We start from the raw sequence: 15,686 nt of genomic DNA, 5'->3' as shown, positions 1-15,686 counted from the left end.
TACTGTGGAAGCAAGCTCGCCATTCACTTTTGCGATTATTGGTCTCGTTATTGGATTTGCTATCGGCTTAGCGTGTTATCGCCTGTTTAGCAAAGGCCAACGTGACCACGCCACATTAAAACAGGCATTGCTTGAGCGTGAGCATCAAATAGCCGAGCTAAAGAAAGGCATGGGAAGCCACCTCTCTGGCATTCAGCAGCACTTAATTAATATTCGCCATGAAGCTGATCAGCTAGAGCAGCAAATAGAGCGCGAAGCTGCAGAATGGAAGCTGGAAACAACCAAACCCTCTACCGCGAATGAGCCCGCGCCTAGCACTGAGGGTGAAAGCGATGTTAACACCCCGCGTGATTATGCTGATGGCAAAAGCGGCACGCTATCTGAAGACTTTGGCTTAAAGGACAGTTTAAAAGAGCATGATGTGGCTAGACCTCAGCAACCACCTCGTTATTAATAAATAACGAGGCTAATGCCTCTAAAGCATCCGCATAGCAAACCGATGCGGATGCTTTCAAAGCCAGCAGCACTAGGCTGGATTATCAATATCTACAAATCGATGCTCTACGCCATACTCACTTGCTAACCACTCGCCAAGCGCCTGAACACCAAAGCGCTCGGTAGCGTGATGGCCCGCAGCAATGTAATGAATGCCCATCTCTCTAGCCAAATGCGTAGTGCGCTCTGATATTTCCCCAGACACGAAAACTTGCGCCCCTGCGTCATAAGCCGCCGTGATCATATCCTGGGCGCCTCCAGTACACCAGGCGACCCTTTCTACAGGGCCAACTAAAGGCGACTCGACCACTAAAGGTGCTCGCTGAAGTACGGCGGCTAATTGGGCCCCCAGCTCACCTACGCTTAGCGGCTCAGACAATCGACCGGACCACAACAAACCTTCACCAAGCTCACCATCAATGCATCCCTCTACCTTCCAACCCAGACGTTTTGCCAGCTCGGCATTATTGCCAAACTCTGCATGCGCATCTAATGGTAAGTGGTAGGCAAGTAAGCTCATTTCGTTATCAAGCAGTGTTTTAATTCGCTTTTTCTTCATTCCGGTAATGGTTACCGGTTCATTTTTCCAGAAATAACCATGATGCACTAACACCATGTCCGCTCGCCAAGCGACCGCTTCCTCCAGTAATGCCTGACATGCCGTCACGCCTGACATCACCCGCGTTACGTTGTCACGCCCCTCCACCTGAAGGCCGTTAACGGTAAAATCTTTAAATTGCGATGACCGCAATTGATGGTCGCAAGCAGCGACTAGTTGGTCGCGATTGATCACACTGACTCCTTAACCGATTAACAGGCTATCGTGAGGAACATCTCAATAAAGTGTTACGATGGAACTATTGTAAATCTCGCTTCGCGTTATCGCGAACCTCGCGACCATTTAGACTATCATCCGCTGAGGAAATTTCGCATGCACCGCTTTGTGCTGCCCTATATATGGCCGATCATTACCGGGCTATTGCTCGCCGCCTTGGTGCTACTTGCCTTCCCAGAGTATTTGCCTAATCCATTTCGGCAAACGCCACCAGCAACCGTCGAACCCCCCTCCTCGCTAGTAGCTACCAGCGGCGAGCCAGCAGCAAATCGACCCGCCCCTGAAATCCGACAAGCAGAACCACTCAACCGCAATCAAGGGCCTGCAAGCTACTCCAACGCTGTTAATCAAGCGGCGCCAGCGGTCGTCAATATCTATTCGTCACGCATTGTTGAACGCGATCAACATCCATTAATGTCCGATCCTTTTTTCCAACAGTTCTTCAGCGGTGACGATGCCACCACTCACCAGCGCATGCTGTCGAGCTTGGGCTCTGGCGTTATCGTCAGCCATGATGGTTACGTGCTGACCAATCACCATGTTATTAATGGCGCTGACCAGATACAGGTAGCACTTCGCGATGGCCGAGAAACACTTGCAGAGGTCATTGGCACCGACCCAGAAAGCGACCTCGCCGTTTTACGTATTACCCTTGATGATTTGCCAGCGATTGAGCTTGCTGACTCAGAACAGGTAGCCGTGGGTGATGTAGCACTCGCTATCGGCAACCCTTTCGGTGTTGGGCAAACAGTTACCATGGGCATTATCAGCGCGACGGGGCGCAGTCACTTAGGCTTAAATGCTTACGAAGACTTCATTCAGACTGATGCAGCGATCAACCCAGGCAATTCCGGGGGTGCATTAATCAATCCTGATGGTGCTTTAGTGGGCATTAATACGGCTATTTTCTCTCGATCAGGGGGATCACAAGGAATTGGCTTCGCTATTCCAGCCAACCTTGCCCACAGCATTTTGAATGAGCTTGTTACCCGCGGTCGCGTTATACGCGGCTGGCTAGGCATAGAGGCACAAGCACTTTCCCGTGAGCTGGCCGCATCGTTTGGGTTAAGAACACCTCAGGGCGTGATCGTCGCTGGCGTCGTCAAAGATGGGCCTGCCGCTAAAGCAGGGCTACAGCCCGGCGATGTCCTACTGTCCATTGATGGTCAGGTGATCTTAGATGCTCGGGCCACAATGAGTGCTATCGCGTCCATTCCACCAGGCACAGAACTACCGCTGACGATTGTAAGAGGCGGTGAGCGCATGGACATGACACTTGAGGTAGGAGAACGGCCGGTGCCAACGAATGCTACTTTAGGAGAGCATCAGAGCGACTCGTAAGTCGCTCTGATGCATATCTACGCTTGTTCAGACAGGTTTTTTCAGACGGCGCTTTTTCAAACACTGCTCAATCGTTAATACGATACTCAGCTGAGCGCGCATGGGCCGTCAGTGATTCGCCCCGGGCAAGTACAGACGCTATTTTACCAAGCTCAGACGCACCATCAGGCGAACAGTGAATAATGGATGAGCGCTTCTGGAAATCATAAACTCCCAGTGGCGATGAGAATCGGGCCGTTCCAGACGTGGGCAGCACATGATTCGGCCCCGCACAATAGTCGCCCAGAGCTTCAGAAGTATGCCGCCCCATAAAGATAGCCCCAGCGTGGCGTATTTGATCAAGCCAATCGTTTGGTGCCTCGACAGAAAGCTCAAGGTGTTCGGGCGCAATGCGGTTGATCAATTCAATAGCTTCAGCTTGATCTTGGCATAGAATTAATGCTCCGCGGCGCTGCAGCGAAGCACGGGCAATTTCTTCCCGCTCAAGTGTCGGCAGTAACCGCTCAATAGAAGCCTCTACAGCATCCAGATGGGCAGCGTTCCAGCTAACCAAAATCGCCTGGGCATCCTCATCGTGCTCAGCCTGGGAAAACAGATCCATCGCCAGCCAATCCGGGTCTGTTTGACCGTCGGATACCACCATGATTTCAGAAGGGCCTGCAATCATATCAATACCGACCTGACCAAACACCGCACGCTTTGCAGTCGCCACGTAGATATTTCCAGGCCCTACAATTTTATCTACCCGCGGAACGCTTTCAGTACCATAGGCAAGCGCCGCAACCGCCTGAGCCCCACCAATCGTGAACACATAATCGACGCCCGCCAGATGCGCGGCCGCCAGCACAAGGTCGTTCAGCACACCATCCGGGGTCGGCACAACCATCACTATCTCGCGCACGCCAGCCACATGGGCAGGGATTGCATTCATCAGTACCGATGAGGGATAAGCCGCTTTTCCACCTGGTACATAAATACCCGCACGATCCAAGGGCGTTACCTTTTGACCAAGCACCGTTCCATCAGCCTCTTCGTATTGCCACGAGTTTGGCTTCTGACGCTCATGATAACGCTTAATGCGCTCAGCGGCGGCGGACAGCGCATTACGCTGCTCAGCAGACAGACTGTCAAAGGCCTTTTTCAGTTGCTCAGGAGATAGGCGTAGCTGCTCCATACCTTCGACTGACAGGCGGTCAAAACGATTTGTCGCCTCGACCACAGCACTGTCACCTCGCTGCTTTACATCTGCCAATATCTCTTCAACACGAGCCTGCACTGCCTTATCAGACACCCCTTCCCAATCCAGCAGCGTATCTAAATGCTGATGAAATGCCCCATCAACAGTCGAGAGACGGGCAATGGTGGCTGTGGACTTATCGCTCATGGTAAACCTCGCGTCATTCAATAGGCTGAGTCTGGCGCTTTTTAACCGCACTTTCCAGGCGGGCTAACAATGGTTTAATACGGTCATGCTTCATGGTCATGGCCGCTTTATTAACCACTAGACGGGTGCTGATATGAGCAATTAGCTCACGAGGTTCCATGCCATTGGCGCGTAGCGTATTACCAGTATCCACGATATCGACAATTTCATCGGCCAAGTTCATCAGAGGCGCGAGCTCCATCGCCCCGTATAGCTTGATCACCTCGGCTTGAATGCCCTGCTCTGCGTAGTAACGCCTCGCCACGTTAACAAACTTGGTGGCCACACGGCGGCGTGCTTTGGCAGGCGGCTGACCTGTCACACCCGCTGTCATTAGCTTGCAACGAGCAATATCCAAGTCCAAAGGCTCATATAGACCCTCAGCGCCATGTTCAAGAAGAACATCCTTACCCGCAATTCCCACATCTGCAGCACCCAGCTGCACGTAGGTCGGCACATCGGTTGCACGGATAATAACCAACTTTACATCTGGCAAATTGGTGTCAAACAACAGCTTACGACTTTTACCCAAATCTTCAGCTGGGGTAATCCCCGCATCTGCCAACAGTGGCAGCGTTTCTTCTAAAATACGCCCTTTTGAAAGGGCTAAAATCAGTTGCTTACTCATTGTTTAGGCCAATGGTTAATAACATGGCTCAGCCGGGAATACGGCGAATGCGCGCACCCAGCAGCTGTAATTTTTCCTCAATGCACTCATAACCACGATCGATATGATAAATACGATCTACAAGCGTTTCGCCTTCGGCCATCATTGCCGCGATCACCAATGACGCTGATGCACGAAGGTCGGTAGCCATTACCGGCGCACCTGAAAGCTTTTCTACGCCTTCAATCAGTGCCGTATTACCTTCAAGGGCTATATTCGCCCCCATCCGGTTTAGCTCTTGTACGTGCATAAAGCGATTTTCAAAGATGGTCTCCACCACTCTTGAATGCCCCACGGCGACAGCATTCATCGCCACAAACTGTGCCTGCATATCGGTAGGAAATGCAGGATAGGGCGCGGTGCGAATATTAACCGCTTTTGGACGCTTGCCGTGCATATCCAACGCGATCCAATCATCGCCACTGGTAATCTCAGCACCGGCTTCCTCAAGCTTCGCAAGCACCGCTTCTAAAATATCGGCACGGGTGCGCTTAACTTTCACGCGGCCACCCGTCATGGCAGCGGCTACCAGAAAAGTGCCCGTTTCGATGCGATCAGGCATGACATCGTGCTCGCAGCCGTGCAGCGTCGCAACGCCCTCGATCACGATAGTGTCAGTACCGTGCCCACGAATATTAGCCCCCATCTTGATCAAACACTCGGCGAGATCGACGATTTCCGGCTCGCGCGCAGCATTTTCAAGAATCGTAGTGCCCTCTGCGAGCGTGGCCGCCATCAACAGATTCTCAGTGCCCGTCACCGTGACTGTATCAAAGAAGATGGTCGCCCCTTTCAAGCGCCCATCGACTCGGGCACGAATGTAACCCGCTTCAACGCGGATCTCAGCGCCCATCGCCTCAAGACCACGAATATGCAAATCAACAGGGCGAGAACCAATTGCGCACCCCCCTGGCAGAGAAACATCCGCCTTACCGAAATGCGCTAACAACGGGCCTAACACCAGAATGGAGGCGCGCATCTTTTTAACTAGCTCGTAGGGAGCATGACACTGCGTTACCTGCGAGCCATCAAGCTGAATACTGAGCTTCTCGCCCATCACGGGCTCAACACCCATTCGCCCTAGCAACTCCAGCGTAGTGGTGATGTCTTGCAAGTGAGGCAAATTACCAATGATCACAGGGCCATCGGCCAAAAGGCTTGCGCACAAAATTGGCAACGCCGCATTCTTCGCGCCACTCACCCACACTTCGCCGTCTACCGACCCATTGCCAGTAATGATTAATTTATCCATAAAGTGGCCGCTACTGAGCGTTTTCCGGTGCAGTTTGCCACTGCGCCGGAGTAAACGTTTTGATACTAATGGCGTGGAGAGCGCCGGATGCAATTTCGTCATTTAGCGCCGCATAGACCAGTTGCTGACGCTTTACAGGAGAAAGACCTTCAAAAGCTTCGCCAACCGCGATCACCTGAAAATTGCAGCCTTCACCCTGGATATGAAAATCACATCCATCGATGCGGGACTCAAGCAGTGCTTTTACCTCGTTGGGTTGCATAAGACAGGAAACTCCTTTGGGTCATTGAATTAGGTAATTGAGATAGCTGGGGACGTTGAATAAGTGAGGAACAGGGGAACATGATAAAGAAAAGCGGCACGCTTGGCGATGCTGGACGATCCACTCACGCCTCAGCGTTGGGCGAACCTATTAGCGCATCAAGCTCGGCAAGCGATGTTAAACGCTCAAGCGGAGTAGACAACGCAATCGACGTGACGACAACTCCCAGCGAGTGACAAGCACGCAGCCATTCAAAAAGCACGCTAATTGCCGCGCTACTTGCCTTTGAAACTTCTGAAAAATCAAGAACAACACCTGTTAACTGAGCACTCTCAAGCCATTTAACGCCTACAGCGGCCACTTCGGCCGCTGCATTGACATTGAGATCCCCCTGAACCGCCAACGTGCAAGACTGCGCAATCAGCGAAACATGGGGCGTAGATAGCAACGTCGTCACGCGCTGCCCCCTTGCTCAAGCTCGTCGACGCCAATTTCGGGTGACCAGCTACGAATTACCGCATCATAGTCACGGTTATTTTCGCGCATTGACTGATCAAACTGATTGCGGAACGTCAGCCCTAAATTAATGCCATTAACAATAACATTGACCACTTTCCACTCACCGTCCGAAAGCCGCAGGCTATAGCTAACGGGGTAAACTTGGCCATTATTGGCAACAACTTCCATATCAACGCTGGCTTGGTCTTCATAGCGCTGGCCGCGCTGGTCGGTCAGCACTCTCAGCTCATCATAGTCAAACGTCACCAGCCCACGCGTGTAAGTGTCAATCAGGGTTTGGCGAAAGACGTCAGCGAACCGACTACGCTGTTCTGGCGTTGCATTGCGAAAGTAACTTCCCATCACACTAGCGCCAATATAACGAAAATCCGCCACATCATTCAGGCTGTCGTTGACTAGCGCTTTAAGCTCATCAAGATTATTGGAGTAGTAATCTTCTCTACCGTTAATTTTCTCCATGAATTCATTGACGTTTTCACGAACTATCGCTTCTGGCGATTTCGACTGAGCCTGAGCAACAAAAGGCAGCAGGGCAACCGCTAGCGCCAACAAAAAAAGCACACGGCGGGCCAACATTACGCTATTTTCTTTCATTAAAGTCACCTCTTAACAACTGGCAGCACCCAAGGTGCTTAGTTAGTAACCATATTGGATACAAATTGCTGGATAAGTTCTTCGAGCACCAAAGCAGATTGGGTATCTCGAATAACATCACCCTCTTCAAGCACTTCTGGAGCACCACCAACACTTAGACCAATGTACTGCTCTCCGAGCAGGCCAGCCGTCAAAATAGCCGCAGTAGTATCTTGCGAAAGCTGGCCTTGAAGTTCGCTGTTGAGGCTCAACACCACCCGCGCATCATACCACTCGGTATCAAGTTCAATGGCCTCTACCCGACCCACAGTAACGCCAGCCATTGTTACGCGCGCACGCGGCTTCAGGCTGCCGATATTGGAAAAGCTTGCCTCAAGACGAAACGTATCAGAAGGCGCTGAAAGCGTCATTCCACTGACGCGCAAGCCCAAAAAAACAAGCCCTAGAATGCCCGCAAGCATAAACAGGCCAACGCCAAACTCCATGGTTTTACTGCGCTTCATGTTATTGCTCCACCCATTAAAGACCGCCAAACATCACGGCAGTCAACACAAAATCCAGCCCCAAAACAGCAAGCGATGAATACACCACCGTGCGTGTTGTCGCACGTGAAATACCTTCAGATGTAGGCACTAAGTCATACCCTTGGAACACTGCAATCCAGGTGACCACCACAGCAAATACAAGGCTTTTGATGATCCCGTTACCAATATCATCAACAAACGAAACGCTAGCCTGCATATTGCTCCAGTAAGAGCCTTCAAAAACCCCTAGCCATTCCACACCAACCAAATAGCCACCCCAAATCCCCACCACGCTGAAACCAATAGTAAGAATGGGTAGTGCAACAAAGCCTGCCCAAAGCCTTGGGGCCACAACCCGGCGCAGTGGGTCAACACCAATCATTTCCATGCTTGTCAGCTGCTCGGTCGCCTTCATAAGACCAATTTCTGCCGTTAACGCAGAGCCCGCGCGCCCAGCAAACAACAGCGCAGCGACAACCGGCGCCAGCTCTCGAAGAAGTGAAAGAGCTACCATCTGGCCTAGCGCCTGCTCTGCACCAAAATCAACCAGGATGGTATACCCCTGCAGCGCAAGCACCATGCCAATGAACAGCCCTGACACCAGCACAATAGCCAGAGACAGAACACCAACGAAATGCACTTGGCGCAGCCACAACGACCACCCTTCCCTTGAAGGCACCCCTACCGCTGACTGAGCTAGAAAGACACCTGCACGCCCCAATGACTCTAAGGCATCACAGCCTTTTCGGCCCAGCCTAGCAACATGCGAGATAGCATGTTTAATGTTTGATTGCATTTAACGCACCTTCCCTGAAGAGGCTTGGCCCAGAATATCGCAGTAAAGTGTCTCAGCGGGATAGTGAAACGGCACCGGCCCGTCTGGCTCTCCATGAATGAACTGGCTCACCCGGGGATCTTGGTTCGTGTCTAAAGTACGTGGCGTACCAGAAGCTACCACTTGCCCATCGGCAATGAGGTATAGATAATCCGCAATACTAAGGGTTTCCTTGATATCGTGTGAAACGATCACTGACGTAAGTGACAGTGCCTGATTAAGCCGTTTAATTAGCTGTACAAGCACCCCCATTGAAATGGGGTCTTGCCCAACAAAAGGCTCATCATAGAGGATCAACTCTGGGTCAAGTGCTACCGCCCGTGCCAATGCCACACGCCTTGCCATGCCCCCTGAAAGCTCGGCGGGCGATAAATGCCTTGCCCCTCGCAAACCCACTGCCTGCAACTTAAGAAGCACAAGATCGCGTATCATAGGATCCGGCAAGTCAGTATGCACCCGAAGCGGAAACGCCACGTTTTCAAAAACATCGAGATCTGAAAACAACGCACCGCTCTGAAACAACATACCCATGCGTTTACGCAGTGTAAACAGCGCTTTACGAGACAGGCGATGTACATCTTGCCCGTCGATTAGCACTCGTCCCCGATCAGGTGTTAATTGTCCACCGATTAGTTTTAAAAGGGTTGTCTTGCCGGTACCGCTTGGCCCCATGATAGCCGTCACCTGGCCACGCGAAATCGTCATATTGATTCCGCGAAAAATATCATGATCACCCCGCGAGAAGTACAAATCTTCAATTTCGATGAAGGGAACATCTGTCATGGGCTGGCTGGCCTTGATGGTCGTCTTGCCGCAACCGCATTACTATATGCTGGCTACGCACGAGTTAGTTAAAAAACAGATAGCTTAAAAACAGACAGTTTAAAAAACAGTGTTTTCGAAATATTATCGAACATCGTAACTTAACGCTACTCACAGTAACAGCTGCGCTCGTTGTGACCGCCTTAAGAGCAAGGTACGCGCTTTACCTACAAACCGCGCCAAGATGTTATTCTTACCGATCTACCTTTGACCGCTTATGAAAAGAGACTTCCCCATGCGCCAGCCACTATCGACACCTAGCCCAATGCGTGAAAGTGCGCTGCGCACGTTGCAAATTGAGCAGGCCGCTATTGGCGGACTTCAGGCAAAGCTTGATGAAAGCTTTGACCATGCCTGTGAACTTATTCTCGCCTGCCACGGCCGCGTGGTTGTAACCGGCATGGGCAAGTCAGGACATATTGCGGGCAAGCTAGCCGCAACGCTGGCAAGCACCGGCACACCTGCTTTTTTTGTGCATCCAGGTGAAGCCAGCCATGGCGACCTCGGCATGATCACCCGCGCAGATGTCGTACTAGCACTTTCGAACTCTGGTGAAACAGCAGAGGTCACAGCACTGCTTCCACTGCTGAAACGCTTAGGCACCCCTCTTGTAAGCATGACCGGACGCCCTGGTTCCACGTTGGCCAAACACGCCGATGCTCATCTTAATAGCGGGGTTGAGCGCGAAGCCTGCCCACTCGACTTAGCGCCGACTAGCTCAACCACTGCGGCACTTGCCTTAGGCGATGCCTTAGCTGTGGCATTGTTGGAAGCACGAGGCTTCACTGCTGAAGACTTTGCGCTTTCACACCCCGGTGGAAGCCTCGGCAAACGCCTACTTTTGCGTGTAAAAGACCTAATGCACAACGGATCACGTCTTCCCCAAGTGGCATTAGGCAGCCCGCTAAGGGACGCACTCTTGGAAATTACTCGCCAAGGGCTGGGCTTTACCTGCGTAGTTGATAGCGAAGGTCGCCTTGCTGGCGTTTACACCGACGGTGATTTACGCCGAACACTGGATCAGTTTCATGACCTACGCGATGTCCTAGTTGATGACGTCATGACGCGCCCAGGAAAACGTATCGGACCAGATGTATTAGCGGCTGAAGCGGTACGCATTATGGAAGATAGTCGAATCACCGCATTGGCGGTTGTGGATGATCAGCAGCGCCCTATTGGTGCGTTGCATATGCATGATTTACTTGCCAGCGGTGTCATTTAATCGTTCCTTTTAAACATTAATAATACGGAGGCTTCATGTCCCTACCTGACGCTCTACAAGACCGGATTCGCCGCGTAAAATTGCTTGCCATTGATGTCGACGGCGTACTTACCGATGGCCGCCTCTACTTCCAAGCTGACGGTATCGAAATCAAAGCGTTCCATACCCAAGATGGCCATGGCCTTAAACTATTAAAGCGCGTCGGTATTCATGTTGCCTTAATTACCGGGCGTGACTCTCCCATGGTCAGCCAGCGTGCTGCGTCTTTGGGCATAACCCATGTGTATCAAGGATGTGAGGATAAACTCACCACGCTACGCGCGCTTTGCCAACGCCTCGATATTACGCTAGAGCAAGTTGCTTACTGTGGTGATGACTTACCAGACCTTGCCCCTATCAAGCGTTCTGGCGTCGGCATCACTGTACCGAATGCACCTGACTACATGCACACTCACGCTGACTGGATCACTGATCGTCTTGGCGGTCACGGTGCTGTACGTGAAATCTGTGACACCTTACTGATGTCTCAAGGCCATTGGGACGCTGTTTTAGACACGTATCTACACGGCCAATCGTAATGCGCTTTTGGGTTAAAAAACGCGTTTGGGTAACCGCCATGGTACTTATCTTAGGTGGAGTGCTTGTATGGCTAGATCCACGCGGCCCTCAAGACCAAGCAATTGACCCTGAAGCGCGCGCCCAAGAGCCTGGCCATGTATTAGAAAACGCAGAAATTACGCTGTTTGGTGAAACCGGCGCCATCCAGCAGTCGTTGACGACGCCCCGCTTAGTGCATACCCCACAAGCGGCGATGACCGACGTCACCCAGCCCAGGGTAATACTCTTTGATAGTGAAGAGCGCCAATGGCGGGCCACGGCTGAGACCGGCACCCTTAATACTGACACGCAGTTACTCACGCTGGCTGGTTCCGCTCAACTACTTGCTCCTGATGAGGGCTGGCAGCTGAATACAGAGTTATTGCACTATGATGGCATCACCCGTCATGCCTGGAGCGATGCCGAGACCGTACTTCAGCAGCCGCCCCAGCGCATTGACGCTTCACGCATGGATGTATGGCTGGATGATAGCCAGATCCGCTTAACCAACAACGTGCGCGGCGTTCATCCGCCGGCCACTCGTTCCCAGTAGGAGTCGCGATGAACGCTCTCATTCGCACGGCACTCTTCGCCATTGCGCTACCCATCTCAGCGGCAGCGCTTCCGGTCATGGCGCAAAGCCAAGCCCCCGTAGAAGTAGAGGCTGACCGTTTAGATCTCGATCAACGAGCAGGCACCGCCGTATATTCCGGTAACGTCGATATTCGACAGGGCAATATGCAACTGCGCGGCGATCGCGTTGAAATTCAGCGTAACGATGCTGGTGAACTATCGCGCGCCGTAGCAACCGGTGGGCGAGCCTATATACGCAACCAGCTCGAAGGCCAGGCAAGGCCGATGGAAGGCTGGGCAAAGCGGATTATTTATCATGTTGCCGAGCGCCGAGTAGAGCTGATTGACCAAGCCGAACTTACCCAGCAGGCAGACCGCTTTCAAGGCGGACGGTTAGAGTACTTTATCGACCAAGGCGTTGTTCAGGCACGCTCTGATGTTAGTGGTGGTGAACCACAGCGTATCCGCATGACTCTTCAGCCGGAACAATAGGGAGTGCCCAGTGCCGACAAATAGCGCAGAGCCAGCACCTCAAACCACAGCGTCAGAACCAACATCAGAAGCAGCACCGATAAAAACACTTTATGCCCATCACTTAGCCAAAAGCTATAAGCGCCGCCGCGTGGTTAAGGATATTAACCTAGAGATCTCTCAAGGCAGCGTGGTAGGCCTGCTAGGCCCCAACGGCGCAGGCAAAACGACATCGTTTTATATGATTGTCGGTTTGGTGAAATCTGATGCGGGAAAAGTAGGCATTGATGGGCTTGATTTAACACATGCCCCCATGCACGAACGCGCGATGGCAGGTATTGGGTACTTACCCCAGGAAGCCTCTATTTTTCGTAAACTTTCCGTCGCCGACAACATTATGGCAATCCTGGAAACCCGCAAAGAGCTCGACCGTAGCGCCAGGGAGCAGCGCCTTGAGTCACTACTGGAAGATTTTCACATCACCCACATCCGTGACAATTTAGGCATGAGTCTTTCAGGCGGAGAGCGTAGGCGTGTTGAGATTGCCCGCTCTCTTGCGACAGAGCCTGCCTTTATCTTGCTTGATGAGCCGTTTGCCGGCGTTGACCCGATCTCAGTGGGCGATATTAAAACGATAATCCGAGCACTTAAAAAACGCCATATCGGGGTATTGATTACTGACCACAACGTACGGGAAACACTGGATATTTGCGATATTGCCTACATTGTAGGTGACGGCCATATCATCGCCAGCGGCCCTCCCCAGGAAATCCTCAATAACCAAAGGGTAAGAGACGTTTATTTGGGGGCTGATTTCCGCCTGTAAACAGTCACCTGCAGCAAAAATAGTGCTAGTGGCATACTTATTGCACTTGCACCAAACCATAACTCGCACTAGGGTGGAGCTTTCTGATTAACGAGTGGTTCTCAGATGGTCATGAAAGCTTCTCTTCAATTGCGTATCGGTACACAGCTGACCATGACACCTCAGCTGCAGCAGGCCATTGCCCTGCTACAGCTATCAACACTGGACCTTCGTCAAGAAATTCAGCAAGCACTTGATGCCAATCCAATGCTTGAACAGGAAGATGAGTTCGGCGAACAGGCCGTTAGTGAACCCCAGGAAGCTGAGTGGTCCGAAAGCATTCCTAGCGAACTCTCTACTGACAGTGACTGGTCAGACACTTACCAAGATATAGGCAGCCATGGCACCAGCAGCGAGGGGCCTGACTTTGAGCGTCAAGCCGCTGGCCAAAGCTTACATGGTCACTTACTTTGGCAACTCGCCATGACGGACTTCTCACCTCGCGACCATGCCATCGCTGAAAGCCTCATCGATGCGCTGGACGCCAACGGCTATCTGACCCAGCCTCTCAACGACATTCGCGAAGGACTTAAAGCCCAAGGACATGAAGGCCTTAGCCAGCGTGAAGTTGAAACAACCCTGCTTCGTCTTCAACAGTTTGAGCCCACCGGCGTGTTTGCTCGCGACCTGCGGGAATGCTTAATGCTGCAGCTCGCTTCACTGCCTGAAGATACACCGCTGCTTATGCCAGCCAAGCGTCTAGTACGTCAATTTCTTGAAGCGCTCGGTAAAGATGATGTGCGTTTGTTAAAGCGACGCTTAAGCCTGGATGATGATCAGCTCGATGACGTAATCCGCTTGATCCGCAGCCTTGATCCTCGGCCAGGAAGCGCCTTTGGCGATACAGATGACAGCTATGTGACACCAGACTTAGTGGTACGACACGATAACGAGGGATGGCACCTGGAGCTAAATCCGGAGGCATTGCCACGGCTGCGCATTCAACCTGACTACGCAAGCCTCATTAAACGGGCTGACAAGAGCCAAGATAACCAGTTTTTAAAAGAGCATCTCCAGGAAGCACGCTGGCTTATCAAGAGCCTTTCAAGCCGAAACGATACACTACTGCGGGTTGGTCGAGAAATCATAGCTCGCCAGATAGGCTTTCTGGAACATGGCGAAGAAGCCATGAAACCGCTGATATTAGCCGATATCGCGGACGCTGTGGAAATGCATGAATCCACTATTTCCAGGGTCACCACACAGAAATATATCCATACCCCGCGCGGGGTATTCGAACTCAAATACTTCTTTTCAAGCCAAGTCAGTGGCCAGGACGGCGGTGACAGTCACTCCAGCACCGCCATCCGGGCTCGAATCAAAAAACTGGTGCAAGATGAACCGCCCGGGAAACCTCTTTCAGACAGCCGCCTCGTGTCGCTATTGGAAGAGGGTGGCATTAATGTGGCAAGGCGAACGGTGGCCAAATATCGCGAGTCAATGGGTATACCCTCTTCAAGCGAACGCCGCCGTTTACGCTAATAAAACAGTGCTAACGAACAAAGTCTGTCTAAGGGCTTTGCAATAGCGCAAAAAGGGTTACAATCGAAGAACAGTCCGATGGATAAGGAGCACGTCAATGCAAGTAAATATCACTGGTCATCACGTAGATCTGACTGACGCCTTGCGTGACTATGTAAATGAGAAGCTGGAACGCGTTGAGCGCCATTACGACAACATCACCACCGTACAAGTGACCTTATCTGTTGAAAAGGAGCGTCAGCAAGCTGCCTGCACCCTGCATGCTGCAGGTGCTGATTTACACGCAGAAGCATTAGACAATGATATGTACGCTGCGATTGATGCACTAGCGGATAAAATCGATCGTCAACTCGTTAAACATAAGGAAAAAGCACAAGCTCGCGCCCAAGGCGCAGGCGTGCGTTAACTCAATGACGTTGGAAACCATTCTTCCCCCGGAGCGCGTGCTGTATGACGTCCCCGGGGGTAGCAAAAAAAGGGTGCTGGAATTTTTCAGCACCTTTATTGCGCAAAATACGCCTAGCCTAGATAGCCAAGAAGTCTTCAGCCGCCTCATTGGTCGTGAGCGCCTGGGTAGCACTGGAATAGGCAACGGCGTTGCCATTCCTCACGCACGCAGCCCTCACTGCAGCTCACCCATCGCTAGTTTTTTAAAGCTAACTGAGCCTGTGGATTTCGATGCTATTGATGGCGATCCCGTCGACCTTGTATTTGTCCTTTTAGTACCCGAAGAGGCGGATGACACTCACTTAGCTTTATTGGGGCAAGTGGCGTCTATTATGAACAGCGTTGACACACGTCAGCAGCTTCGCAGAGCGGCTAGCCAACGCGAACTTTTGGACCTTATAACAGCTAAAATTCGCGAACAGCCTGTTACCTAAATGGTCCACCGCTAAGCACTGCTTGT

General features: G+C 51.8%; 20 protein-coding genes. 10 read left to right on the top strand and 10 right to left on the bottom strand.

Translation table 11 applies throughout. The features are described 5' to 3' along the window. The first annotated feature begins 4 nt into the window (after positions 1–4). On the top strand, positions 5–454 hold the full coding sequence (locus L1X57_RS12830) for a ZapG family protein (RefSeq protein ID WP_009721991.1): 450 nt from the start codon (positions 5–7) through the stop codon (positions 452–454). A gap of 72 nt (positions 455–526) precedes the next feature. Here the strand turns inward: L1X57_RS12830 and L1X57_RS12825 are convergent, their stop codons facing one another. Then, complete coding sequence (locus L1X57_RS12825) at positions 527–1,288, bottom strand: Nif3-like dinuclear metal center hexameric protein (protein ID WP_009721990.1); 762 nt, start codon at positions 1,286–1,288, stop codon at positions 527–529. 138 nt (positions 1,289–1,426) lie between these two features. Between L1X57_RS12825 and L1X57_RS12820 the strand changes: the two genes are divergently transcribed. After that, entirely contained in the window at positions 1,427–2,671 is a 1,245-nt protein-coding gene (locus L1X57_RS12820; RefSeq protein ID WP_009721989.1) for a Do family serine endopeptidase, read from the top strand. Positions 2,672–2,738: 67 nt separating this feature from the next. Here the strand turns inward: L1X57_RS12820 and hisD are convergent, their stop codons facing one another. From hisD to L1X57_RS12775, 9 genes are all read right to left on the bottom strand, one after another. Beyond that, entirely contained in the window at positions 2,739–4,055 is a 1,317-nt protein-coding gene (gene hisD, locus L1X57_RS12815; protein WP_009721988.1) for a histidinol dehydrogenase, read from the bottom strand. Positions 4,056–4,068: 13 nt separating this feature from the next. Next, positions 4,069–4,722 (bottom strand): ATP phosphoribosyltransferase, encoded by a 654-nt coding sequence (gene hisG / locus L1X57_RS12810; RefSeq protein WP_009721987.1) that lies wholly within the window; start codon positions 4,720–4,722, stop codon positions 4,069–4,071. A 28-nt stretch (positions 4,723–4,750) separates the two neighbouring features. Continuing rightward, on the bottom strand, positions 4,751–6,013 hold the full coding sequence (murA, locus tag L1X57_RS12805; RefSeq protein ID WP_009721986.1) for a UDP-N-acetylglucosamine 1-carboxyvinyltransferase: 1,263 nt from the start codon (positions 6,011–6,013) through the stop codon (positions 4,751–4,753). 10 nt (positions 6,014–6,023) lie between these two features. Continuing rightward, the gene (locus L1X57_RS12800) at positions 6,024–6,275 is read right to left on the bottom strand and encodes a BolA family protein (RefSeq protein ID WP_009721985.1); all 252 of its coding nucleotides are present in this window, start codon (positions 6,273–6,275) and stop codon (positions 6,024–6,026) included. A 124-nt stretch (positions 6,276–6,399) separates the two neighbouring features. Beyond that, complete coding sequence (locus tag L1X57_RS12795; RefSeq protein ID WP_009721984.1) at positions 6,400–6,732, bottom strand: STAS domain-containing protein; 333 nt, start codon at positions 6,730–6,732, stop codon at positions 6,400–6,402. Next, complete coding sequence (locus tag L1X57_RS12790) at positions 6,729–7,388, bottom strand: MlaC/ttg2D family ABC transporter substrate-binding protein (RefSeq protein WP_009721983.1); 660 nt, start codon at positions 7,386–7,388, stop codon at positions 6,729–6,731. Before L1X57_RS12790 ends, L1X57_RS12795 begins: the two co-directional genes overlap by 4 nt. Positions 7,389–7,426: 38 nt before the next feature. Then, entirely contained in the window at positions 7,427–7,891 is a 465-nt protein-coding gene (mlaD, locus tag L1X57_RS12785; RefSeq protein ID WP_009721982.1) for an outer membrane lipid asymmetry maintenance protein MlaD, read from the bottom strand. Positions 7,892–7,907: 16 nt separating this feature from the next. After that, the gene (gene mlaE / locus L1X57_RS12780; protein WP_009721981.1) at positions 7,908–8,708 is read right to left on the bottom strand and encodes a lipid asymmetry maintenance ABC transporter permease subunit MlaE; all 801 of its coding nucleotides are present in this window, start codon (positions 8,706–8,708) and stop codon (positions 7,908–7,910) included. Then, positions 8,709–9,530, bottom strand: a complete 822-nt coding sequence (locus L1X57_RS12775; RefSeq protein ID WP_009721980.1) for an ABC transporter ATP-binding protein — start codon at positions 9,528–9,530, stop codon at positions 8,709–8,711. It abuts the gene before it with no gap. 274 nt (positions 9,531–9,804) lie between these two features. Between L1X57_RS12775 and L1X57_RS12770 the strand changes: the two genes are divergently transcribed. The 8 genes from L1X57_RS12770 to ptsN all read left to right on the top strand — a co-directional run bounded on the left by L1X57_RS12770 (position 9,805) and on the right by ptsN (position 15,660). Continuing rightward, the gene (locus L1X57_RS12770; protein WP_009721979.1) at positions 9,805–10,791 is read left to right on the top strand and encodes a KpsF/GutQ family sugar-phosphate isomerase; all 987 of its coding nucleotides are present in this window, start codon (positions 9,805–9,807) and stop codon (positions 10,789–10,791) included. 35 nt (positions 10,792–10,826) lie between these two features. Next, the gene (locus L1X57_RS12765) at positions 10,827–11,369 is read left to right on the top strand and encodes a KdsC family phosphatase (protein ID WP_009721978.1); all 543 of its coding nucleotides are present in this window, start codon (positions 10,827–10,829) and stop codon (positions 11,367–11,369) included. Further along, positions 11,369–11,941, top strand: coding sequence for an LPS export ABC transporter periplasmic protein LptC (gene lptC, locus L1X57_RS12760; protein ID WP_009721977.1), 573 nt, complete (start codon positions 11,369–11,371; stop codon positions 11,939–11,941). Before L1X57_RS12765 ends, lptC begins: the two co-directional genes overlap by 1 nt. Before the next feature lie 8 nt (positions 11,942–11,949). Continuing rightward, a complete protein-coding gene (gene lptA, locus L1X57_RS12755) occupies positions 11,950–12,453 on the top strand; it encodes a lipopolysaccharide transport periplasmic protein LptA (protein ID WP_009721976.1) in 504 nt (167 codons plus the stop codon). A 79-nt stretch (positions 12,454–12,532) separates the two neighbouring features. Continuing rightward, positions 12,533–13,258, top strand: coding sequence for an LPS export ABC transporter ATP-binding protein (gene lptB / locus L1X57_RS12750; protein WP_039868579.1), 726 nt, complete (start codon positions 12,533–12,535; stop codon positions 13,256–13,258). Between the two features lie 105 nt (positions 13,259–13,363). Beyond that, positions 13,364–14,779 (top strand): RNA polymerase factor sigma-54, encoded by a 1,416-nt coding sequence (locus L1X57_RS12745; RefSeq protein ID WP_009721973.1) that lies wholly within the window; start codon positions 13,364–13,366, stop codon positions 14,777–14,779. A gap of 97 nt (positions 14,780–14,876) precedes the next feature. Further along, positions 14,877–15,185 (top strand): ribosome hibernation-promoting factor, HPF/YfiA family, encoded by a 309-nt coding sequence (gene hpf, locus L1X57_RS12740; protein WP_009721972.1) that lies wholly within the window; start codon positions 14,877–14,879, stop codon positions 15,183–15,185. Positions 15,186–15,189: 4 nt separating this feature from the next. Further along, a complete protein-coding gene (gene ptsN / locus L1X57_RS12735; RefSeq protein WP_009721971.1) occupies positions 15,190–15,660 on the top strand; it encodes a PTS IIA-like nitrogen regulatory protein PtsN in 471 nt (156 codons plus the stop codon). The last annotated feature ends 26 nt before the right edge of the window (positions 15,661–15,686 follow it).

Origin of the sequence: Halomonas sp. TD01 (assembly GCF_923868895.1) — a bacterium.
GTDB lineage: Bacteria > Pseudomonadota > Gammaproteobacteria > Pseudomonadales > Halomonadaceae > Vreelandella.
This window is presented reverse-complemented; position numbering and strand designations above follow the sequence as displayed.

Coding starts and splice junctions, on each gene's coding strand:
- L1X57_RS12820 (WP_009721989.1), top strand. CDS start 1,427: ATGCACCGCTTTGTGCTGCCCTATATATGGCCGATCATTACCGGGCTA.
- hisD (WP_009721988.1), bottom strand. CDS start 4,055: ATGAGCGATAAGTCCACAGCCACCATTGCCCGTCTCTCGACTGTTGAT.
- hisG (WP_009721987.1), bottom strand. CDS start 4,722: ATGAGTAAGCAACTGATTTTAGCCCTTTCAAAAGGGCGTATTTTAGAA.
- murA (WP_009721986.1), bottom strand. CDS start 6,013: ATGGATAAATTAATCATTACTGGCAATGGGTCGGTAGACGGCGAAGTG.
- L1X57_RS12800 (WP_009721985.1), bottom strand. CDS start 6,275: ATGCAACCCAACGAGGTAAAAGCACTGCTTGAGTCCCGCATCGATGGA.
- L1X57_RS12790 (WP_009721983.1), bottom strand. CDS start 7,388: ATGAAAGAAAATAGCGTAATGTTGGCCCGCCGTGTGCTTTTTTTGTTG.
- mlaD (WP_009721982.1), bottom strand. CDS start 7,891: ATGAAGCGCAGTAAAACCATGGAGTTTGGCGTTGGCCTGTTTATGCTT.
- mlaE (WP_009721981.1), bottom strand. CDS start 8,708: ATGCAATCAAACATTAAACATGCTATCTCGCATGTTGCTAGGCTGGGC.
- L1X57_RS12775 (WP_009721980.1), bottom strand. CDS start 9,530: ATGACAGATGTTCCCTTCATCGAAATTGAAGATTTGTACTTCTCGCGG.
- L1X57_RS12770 (WP_009721979.1), top strand. CDS start 9,805: ATGCGCCAGCCACTATCGACACCTAGCCCAATGCGTGAAAGTGCGCTG.
- L1X57_RS12765 (WP_009721978.1), top strand. CDS start 10,827: ATGTCCCTACCTGACGCTCTACAAGACCGGATTCGCCGCGTAAAATTG.
- lptC (WP_009721977.1), top strand. CDS start 11,369: ATGCGCTTTTGGGTTAAAAAACGCGTTTGGGTAACCGCCATGGTACTT.
- lptA (WP_009721976.1), top strand. CDS start 11,950: ATGAACGCTCTCATTCGCACGGCACTCTTCGCCATTGCGCTACCCATC.
- L1X57_RS12745 (WP_009721973.1), top strand. CDS start 13,364: ATGGTCATGAAAGCTTCTCTTCAATTGCGTATCGGTACACAGCTGACC.
- hpf (WP_009721972.1), top strand. CDS start 14,877: ATGCAAGTAAATATCACTGGTCATCACGTAGATCTGACTGACGCCTTG.
- ptsN (WP_009721971.1), top strand. CDS start 15,190: ATGACGTTGGAAACCATTCTTCCCCCGGAGCGCGTGCTGTATGACGTC.